Below are 8,286 nucleotides of genomic sequence, written 5' to 3' on the forward strand. Positions count from 1 at the left end.
ATGCATCAACGTGGACTTGCCCGAACCGGAAGGACCCATGATCGCGGTGAACTTTCCGGCGTCAAAGCTCACCGAGACCTTGTTCAGGGCGGTGACAGTAGTATCCGCGCGGCCATAGCTCTTGGTCAGCTCGTGGGCCTCGACCGCAGGGCGGGCGTGCCCATCACCGGAGCCTGCTGGGTGATCGGTTCCTGACGGGTGGGAAAGGGGCGTGAAGGTTGTCATGCTTTCACGCTACGTTTTGCCGTGCTCCTTCAGGATCGGGCCAGGGGCCCATCCTGCAGCAAAGGCCCTCATACCGTGGTCTGAGGTGCTAGGACCCCGGGGCTACGACGCCGGTCTCATAGGCGATGACCACCACCTGCACCCGATCCCGGGCACCGAGCTTGGCAAGGATATGGCCCACGTGGGTTTTCACCGTGGCTTCGGAGAGGAACAGCCCGGCTGCGATCTCGGGATTGGACTGTCCCTGGGCGATGAGTTCGAACACCTCGCGCTCGCGGGTCGTCAGGCGCTCGACGGCGGCAGCATGCCCGGACTGTTCCGGCGTCTGCGTCCTCAGCAAGGGTGCCACGTGGTCCAGCAACCGCCGGGTGGTGGAAGGTGCTATTACCGCGTCCCCGCGGTAGACGGTGCGGATCGCTTCCAGGAGTTCTTCGGGTGGGGCGTCTTTGAGGAGAAATCCACTGGCGCCGGCTTGGATGGCTGCAAGCGCGTACTCGTCCAGGTCGAAGGTAGTGAGCACCACGATTTTGACTTCCGCGCGCTGGGAGCCGGAAGGCTGCGCTGCGGCCTGCTCCAGGATGCGGCGTGTGGCTTCAATGCCGTCCATCCCGGGCATGCGGACATCCATCAGGACCACATCGGCCGTAGTGGCGGCCAGCGCCTGGACAGCTTCGATTCCGTTGCCGGCTTCGGCTACCACTTCGAGGTCCGGCTGCGAATTGATCAGCATGCCAAAGCCCGAGCGGACCAACTGCTGGTCGTCAACGAGTGCCACCCTGATGGGCGCAGGAACTTCTGGCATGGCTTAGGCCTCCGAATACGGGATAAAAGCGGACACGCGGAACCCGCCGCCCTGTTCCGGGCCTGCGGTCAAGGAACCATCGTAAAGGGAGACTCTTTCACCCATTCCCAGCAACCCGTTGCCGCCGCCGGGCGCCGGGGGATCAGCAGCGGCTCCACGGCCGTCGTCGACGATGTCCAGCTGCAGGCCCCGGGCCTGCCAACTCAAGGTGACTGCCGCCTTTGCTTGCGGGCCGGCGTGCTTCATGACGTTGGTGAGGGCTTCCTGGATGATGCGGTAGGCCGTGAGCTCCGCCCCGGCAGGAAGTGCGCGACGCGGGACCCCGTTCTGCTCAAAGGCCACCTGAAGGCTGGCGGCCCGGAATCCGAGGAGCAGTTCGTCCAGGTCGGAGAGCCGTGGTTGCGGGCGGGTAGGGGAGTCGTCGTCGGAGCGGAGGACCCCCAGTAGCCTGCGCATTTCGCCCAAGGAGTCCCGGCCAGTGGCGGCAATCGTGGCCAGGGCTTCAGTGGCGAGTTCGGGCTTTGCGGCCGCAGCGTAGCGGGCTCCATCGGCCTGGGTGATGATCACGGACAAGGAGTGCGCCACGATGTCGTGCATCTCGCGGGCAATGTGGGAACGCTCATCGGCGGCGGCCAGTTTCCGTTCCTGCAACTGCTCTACTTCGAGGCGCCGGGTCCGGTCTTCCAATGCCTGGAGTTGCAGCCTGCGCACGCGCGTAAGGTCGCCCAGGGTCCAGCTCACCAGCACCAGCATCCAGATCAGGACCGTGTACAACGTGCCGATGGTCAGGCCCATGATTCCCGACTCCACCGTGGTCGAGAACAACCTGGTGGTGAGCATGACGCCGCCTGCAAGCCCTGCAATCAGGACACTGCGGCTGGCCCACGCAGGTCCATAGGCCGCGGTCGCGTAGATGACCAGTGGCACGGCGATTTGGCCCGCCACGGGTTCGGCCCCCACCGCCCATTGAATCAGGCACACAACGATGACGGCACCGGCCGCCAAAGCAGGCCGGGTGCGCCGCCAGGCGAGGGGGAGAAGGAGGCTGCAGGACAACAGCGAGAGCCAGGGACGATCAGCGATCAAATAGACCGGGCCGAAGAGGAGGATCAGCAGGCACGTTGCCGTCAGGTCAACAATGAAGCGGTTGATCCGGAACCATTCGTATACTGCGTGCCTTCTATCCACGCTTAGACTCTATGCGGTGGTTCCCGCTGCGGGCATCATGCCGTGGTCTGACTCGTTCACCTTCCAGTGTTCGCAGAATGAGACGATTTTGACCAGCATGTGGATTGCTTGGCTAGATAGAGCTATGAGTGCAACGTCCATTAATCTCGCTGTCATCCCTGGCGACGGCATTGGCCCTGAGGTCATCGCCGAAGCCGTCAAGGTCCTCGAAAAGGCCGTAGCCGCCGAAGGCGTTGCCCTTGAACTGACCAATTACAAGCTCGGTGCCCAGCATTGGCTTGAAACAGGCGAGACCCTGCCGGACGAGGTCCTGGCGGATCTGCGCACCCGCGATGCCATCCTCTTTGGCGCAGTGGGCGCGGCCCCTGGCGATACCCGCATTCCTTCCGGGATCATCGAACGCGAGATGCTGCTCAAGCTCCGCTTCAGCCTGGACCACTATGTAAACCTGCGGCCCTCCCGTTTGTACGGCACAGTCGGCAGCCCCTTGGCCAACCCCGGTGCCATCGACTTCATCGTGGTCCGTGAAGGTACCGAGGGTCCCTATGTGGGCAACGGCGGCACCCTGCGCGGCGGCACGCCCCACGAGGTTGCAACGGAGGTTTCCCTGAACACGGCACACGGTGTGGAGCGCGTCGTCCGTGATGCCTTCCGTCGCGCCAGCGAGCGTCCGCGTAAGCACGTCACGCTCGTCCACAAGCACAATGTGTTGGTCTTCGCCGGGCACTTGTGGAAGCGGACGGTCGAGGCCGTGGCCCAGGAATTCCCCGAGGTCACCCACGATTATCTCCACATTGACGCCGCCACCATCTTCATGGTCACCGATCCCTCCCGCTTCGATGTCATCGTGACCGACAACCTGTTCGGCGACATCCTCACCGACCTCGCCGCTGCCATTACCGGCGGTATTGGCCTGGCGGCATCGGGCAACATCAACATGGACCGGACGGCACCGTCCATGTTCGAGCCCGTCCACGGCTCAGCTCCGGACATCGCCGGACAGCAGAAAGCCGACCCCACTGCGGCCATCCTCTCCGCGGTGCTCCTTCTGGACCACCTTGGCTACACCAAGGCGGCCCGCAAGATTGAAGCGGCAGTAGTCGCCGACGTCGAAAGCCGCACCGGTTCGGCACGCAGCACAGCTGCCATTGGCGATGCCATCGCGGCCGCACTTTAGGCCCAATTCTCAGGCGTAAGCTTGTGTTGAATTATTTACCTGCTTCCTTGGTCCATCGCTGAACCACACCCTTTTTCGGGCCCGGTTCGCCCTGCCAGGTAGCTGACTGTGGAGGAAACATGACTCAGACTGCCCATGGCGTCGAATTCAGCCAGCAGCTTTCGGAAACCCCGAAGTCTGCTGAGGAGCGTGCAGCCGTCCTGGCGAACCCGGGCTTCGGCGACTACTTCACCGACCACACCGCCGTCGTTGACTACAAGGTTGACGCCGATGGAAATGGCGGTTGGCAGAATGCCCGGATCGAGCCTTACGGACCCATCTCCCTGGACCCCTCGGCTGCGGTCCTGCATTACGGCCAGGAAATCTTCGAGGGCCTGAAGGCTTACCGTCACGCTGACGGTTCCGTGTGGACTTTCCGGCCCGAGGCCAACGCAGCCCGGTTGAATAAATCGGCGCGTCGCCTGGCCCTGCCGGAGCTGCCCGAGGAGTACTTCCTGGGTGCGATTCGCGAGCTCGTGCAGGCTGATAAGGAATGGGTTCCTTCCGGTGACGGTGAAGCCCTCTACCTGCGCCCGTTCATGATCGCCACGGAGGCGTTCCTGGGTGTGCGTGCTGCCCGGGAAGTGTCCTTCCGCGTCATCGCTTCTCCTGCCGGGAACTACTTCGGCGGCGAGCTCAAGCCCGTGTCCATTTGGATCTCGCGCGAATACGCCCGTGCTGGTCGTGGCGGTACTGGTGCGGCCAAGTGCGGCGGTAACTACGCAGCTTCCCTGATCGCGCAGCAGGAGGCCGAAGCGAACGGCTGCAAGCAGGTACTTTTCCTGGACCACTTCAACGACGACGCCGTGGAAGAGCTTGGCGGCATGAACGTCTTCTTCGTCATGAAGGACGGCTCCCTGGTAACCCCCGCACTGAGTGGCACCATCCTTGAAGGCGTCACCCGAATGTCCGTCATCCAGGTGGCCAAGGACATGGGCCGTGAAGTCACCGAGCGCAAGATCACCCTGGATGAGTGGCGCGACGGCGTTGCCTCCGGTGAGATCACCGAGGTCTTCGCATGCGGCACGGCAGCTGTGATCACGCCGATCGGTGTGCTCAAGGACGCCACCGAATTCATCGGCTCCGAGGACGCGAAGGCCGGGGAAACCACCATGGCCATCCGCCGGCAGCTCCTGGGCATCCAGACCGGAACCGTCGAGGACACCCACGGCTGGCTGACCCGCCTGGTCTAGCCGCCGGAACTTCGCGAGACACCACCGCACGACGGCGGCCCTTCCCCTTGGAAACCAAGCGGAAGGGCCGCCGTTCTGCTGTGTCGAACGCTCTCCCACATCCCGCGGCCTTAAACGGGTCCCTCTCTCACTTCCCGGGGGTTTGACGCGGACGCTCTTGCAGGTCCCTCGGGTTTGACGCGGACGCTCTTGCAGGTCCCTCGGGTTTTGAGCCACACGTTCTTGCAGGTCCCTCGGGTTTTGAGCCACACGTTCTTGCCGCTTCCGGTCAGGCCCATGGATGGGCGACGGCGGCACCGTGGTGAGGCGACGACGTCGAGCCTGACTGTGAGGCCTGGGATGTGGAAGAGGGTCGGACTTGGAGGGCGTGGGATGTGGGAGAGGGTCGGACTTGGGGGGGGTGGGATGTGGGAGAGGGTCGGACTTGGGGGGGGTGGGATGTGGGAGAGGGGCGGTTCAGTGCCAAGATGGGAGCGTGACTTCAGAATCAATGGCGACGTCCGCCAACTCTCCCGGCGATGACGGCTCGTCCCTGCAACGCAGCAGCGACCTCACTCGCTTCCGGTTGGCCCCCAACCCGGGCCCTATGAGCCTGGACGGCACCAACTCCTACATCATCGGGGCTCCGGGTTCGGGCCATGTAGCCATAGTGGACCCGGGCCCTGAGGACGAGGCGCACCTCGCTGTGCTTGCCTCAGCCGGAGTTGTGGACGTGGTACTGATCACCCACCGGCATGCTGACCATACTGAGGCCTCTGCACGCTTCCATGAGATGACCGGCGCCCCCGTTCGTGCTGCGTTGCCGGAGCATTGCCACGGCGGCGAGCCGCTGGAAGATGGTGAAATCCTCACCGCGGGCGGCGTGGAAATCCGCGTAGTCGCCACCCCTGGTCACACATCCGACTCCCTGTGTTTCCATCTCCCGGATGACGGTCCGCACGGATCTGTTCTCACCGGCGACACGATCCTGGGCCGCGGGACAACCGTGCTGGACTATCCCGACGGCCGGTTGGGCCACTACCTTGCCAGCTTGGACAGGCTGGAAGCGATAGGGTCCGCGACGCTGCTGCCCGCACATGGCCCTGTGCTTCCGGCTTTGGACGATAAGTGCCGCGAGTACCGGGACCACCGCGAGCAGCGCCTTGACCAGATCAGGGCGGCACTGAAGCACTTGGGCAGTGACGCGGCGATCGCGGAAGTCACCGACGCCGTGTATCCCGACGTCGACCCATCTGTCAGGTGGGCGGCCGAGACTTCCGTAGCGGCGCAGCTGGACTACCTTCGCAGCTGAGTCGGCGTTCTACCTAGCTGTGGTTTGAGATTCTGGGTCCACGAATTCGGGAAAGATTGCCTCTTGGACTGGCGTTCCATGGGTGTGCCAACGGAACTCTGCTGATCCCACAGGAGCTTCTGCAAAAGCTAGCCCGTGAAGACTAATCCCGTCGTCGGTTGGACTCCACCGAGCGATGCTGACTCCCTCAAGGGCGAGTTTGGTGCGCGCGACCGCAGGTCGAAAGGCGACGTTGACGGCCGGCCTCGATGCGACTGACGGGTAGCACCAGGCATCTTGAACTTCTGGAGGGAGATCAAAATAATCTTTGGCTATTATTTCCGAGGCGATGTAGAGATACTCAGTTCCGATACCAACATCTCGAGTGAACTCGTGCTCCAAGAAGTTCATGAGCATGGCCAATTTTAGGTGTTGTTCGCTAGTTAAACCCATCAGGCCGGGTTCACCACCAATCACCGTGACATTTATCGGAGTCCGCGAACTGTAGCGGATGAGTGAGAAGAGGGTGGAGGGCGGCATCCGCGTTTCAGCGACGACAACGGACGCATCGCCAGGGGTCGTATAGAGAAGTGATTCCCCTGCTACGTTCAGTCGCTGCGCTTTTACAACGCTCGCAGGTGGCTCCCAGGCGTCTGCGGCCACTCTCATGTCGCGCAGCGGTAGAATGTGATCATTCGGCTGGAGTGCCCGGATGCGGTAGAACGTTGTACCTGCGGGATATGTCCCCGTCTGCGGAGCCAATATGGCCCGGCGTTCAGGCCCGAATGTCAAAACGTCTAGCAGAGCATTCGATACAGCTTCTCGATCGAGTCGATGAAAAGGTAGCCGACGAAAGGCATGGATCTTCCTTTGTAGCTCTCCGAGCTCGATTTGAGAGAAATGATTTGCGGTGTCCGTATCCAACATCAGGTCTCCTGTCTACGGAGTCTCGGGCACTCTTCGCCCTGACTGTTTGGAAGTCTATGTGGGGACTCGGACATTTTTCCTGATGAATAGGCCCGGGGTGACCGGACGGTAGGCTTGAGCCCATGCGTATCGCCCGGTTTGTAGTTGATTCTGATCCCCTTTACGGCGTTGTTGACGGTGAGCCCGGTAGTGAGGAAATCACTGTCATCAACGGCGACCCCTTCTTTAATGGCGTCGAACGTACCCATGTGAAGCACAAGCTCGAGGACGTCCGGCTCCTGGCGCCGATCATTCCCCGCAGCAAGGTCATTGGCGTCGGACGTAACTTCGCTGAGCACGCAGCGGAACTCGGCAACGAAGTTCCCCAGCAGCCCTTGTTGTTCCTGAAGCCGAACACTTCGGTGATCGGACCGAACGACCCCATCATTCTTCCGGAGTTCTCTGATGAGGTTTCCTTCGAAGCTGAGCTGTGCGTTGTCATCGGCCGCATCTGCAAGGACGTCCCGGAAGACCGCGTGGACGACGTCATCTTTGGTTACACCTGTGGCAATGACCTCACTGCCCGTGATGTCCAGAAGACCGACCTCCAGTGGGCACGTGCCAAAGGGTTCGACACCTCAGCTCCGCTCGGCCCGTGGATTGAAACAGACCTCGACCACGAAGACCTCACCATCCAGGGACGCCTCAACGGTGAACTCCGCCAGGACGGCAGCACCAGCCAGATGATCCGTGGCGTCCGCGAACTCGTCTCGATCGTTTCGCACGCGTTCACGCTGCTCCCCGGCGATGTCATCATGACCGGTACGCCCTCCGGCGTCGGCCTGGTCAGCGAGGGCGACCGCTTTGAGGTTGAGATTGAAGGCATCGGACGGTTGTCCAACCCGGTGGTTCGCCGCTAACGCAGCGCCACTGGAACATCATGCCCGACGGCGGCACGCGCCTTTCGTACACGAGGTGAGTGCCGCCGTCGGGCGCTTTAAGGCGGAAAACCGACGCGGTGCCAAGCGGTAAAGTTGGAACTACTATGACTACTGCTTCTGCGTCGAACGCTGCCTCCAGCGCCATCCCTGCCGTCAACGCCGAGACTCCGGTCCGCGTCCGTTTTTGCCCGTCGCCCACGGGAACTCCGCACGTTGGCCTGATCCGTACCGCCCTGTTCAACTGGGCATATGCGCGCCACACCGGCGGCAAGCTGATTTTCCGCATCGAGGACACGGACTCTGCCCGTGACAGCGAGGAGAGCTACCACCAATTGCTGGACGCTCTTAAGTGGCTCGGCATCAACTGGGATGAGGGCGTAGAGGTGGGCGGCCCGCACGAGCCGTACCGCCAGTCCCAGCGTGGCGGGATCTACCAGGATGTCATCGCCAAACTCAAGGCCGGCGGTCACGTTTACGAGTCCTACTCCACGCCGGATGAAATCGAAGCCCGCCACAAAGCCGCCGGCCGCGATCCGAAACTCGGC

Annotated in this window: 9 protein-coding genes; 5 read left to right on the top strand and 4 right to left on the bottom strand. The window is 62.4% G+C overall.

The window, feature by feature from the left end:
• The 3 genes from HP499_RS17260 to HP499_RS17270 all read right to left on the bottom strand — a co-directional run.
• Nucleotides 1-225 (bottom strand): ATP-binding cassette domain-containing protein (locus HP499_RS17260; protein WP_172325440.1); only part of this gene is annotated, 225 nt, incomplete at its 3' end.
• An 88-nt stretch (nt 226-313) separates the two neighbouring features.
• Entirely contained in the window at nt 314-1,027 is a 714-nt protein-coding gene (locus HP499_RS17265) for a response regulator transcription factor (RefSeq protein ID WP_172325441.1), read from the bottom strand.
• A 3-nt stretch (nt 1,028-1,030) separates the two neighbouring features.
• Nucleotides 1,031-2,215: a histidine kinase gene (locus tag HP499_RS17270; RefSeq protein ID WP_172325442.1), complete on the bottom strand. Its 1,185-nt coding sequence runs from the start codon at nt 2,213-2,215 to the stop codon at nt 1,031-1,033.
• Between the two features lie 124 nt (nt 2,216-2,339).
• Between HP499_RS17270 and HP499_RS17275 the strand changes: the two genes are divergently transcribed.
• From HP499_RS17275 to HP499_RS17285, 3 genes are all read left to right on the top strand, one after another.
• A complete protein-coding gene (locus tag HP499_RS17275) occupies nt 2,340-3,392 on the top strand; it encodes a 3-isopropylmalate dehydrogenase (protein WP_172325443.1) in 1,053 nt (350 codons plus the stop codon).
• Between the two features lie 119 nt (nt 3,393-3,511).
• Nucleotides 3,512-4,624: a branched-chain amino acid aminotransferase gene (locus HP499_RS17280; RefSeq protein WP_172325444.1), complete on the top strand. Its 1,113-nt coding sequence runs from the start codon at nt 3,512-3,514 to the stop codon at nt 4,622-4,624.
• Nucleotides 4,625-5,114: 490 nt separating this feature from the next.
• Nucleotides 5,115-5,915 (top strand): MBL fold metallo-hydrolase, encoded by an 801-nt coding sequence (locus tag HP499_RS17285; RefSeq protein WP_172325447.1) that lies wholly within the window; start codon nt 5,115-5,117, stop codon nt 5,913-5,915.
• A 9-nt stretch (nt 5,916-5,924) separates the two neighbouring features.
• Here HP499_RS17285 and HP499_RS17290 read toward each other — a convergent pair whose 3' ends face one another.
• Nucleotides 5,925-6,821: a hypothetical protein gene (locus tag HP499_RS17290; protein ID WP_172325445.1), complete on the bottom strand. Its 897-nt coding sequence runs from the start codon at nt 6,819-6,821 to the stop codon at nt 5,925-5,927.
• Nucleotides 6,822-6,943: 122 nt separating this feature from the next.
• Between HP499_RS17290 and HP499_RS17295 the strand changes: the two genes are divergently transcribed.
• Together HP499_RS17295 and HP499_RS17300 are read left to right on the top strand one after the other, a co-directional pair.
• Nucleotides 6,944-7,720 (top strand): fumarylacetoacetate hydrolase family protein, encoded by a 777-nt coding sequence (locus tag HP499_RS17295; protein ID WP_172325446.1) that lies wholly within the window; start codon nt 6,944-6,946, stop codon nt 7,718-7,720.
• Nucleotides 7,721-7,845: 125 nt separating this feature from the next.
• The coding region (locus HP499_RS17300; RefSeq protein WP_253951661.1) for a glutamate--tRNA ligase family protein at nt 7,846-8,286 on the top strand (441 nt) is incomplete at its 3' end.

This window comes from Paenarthrobacter sp. CM16, from assembly GCF_013179505.1.
Lineage (GTDB): Bacteria > Actinomycetota > Actinomycetes > Actinomycetales > Micrococcaceae > Arthrobacter.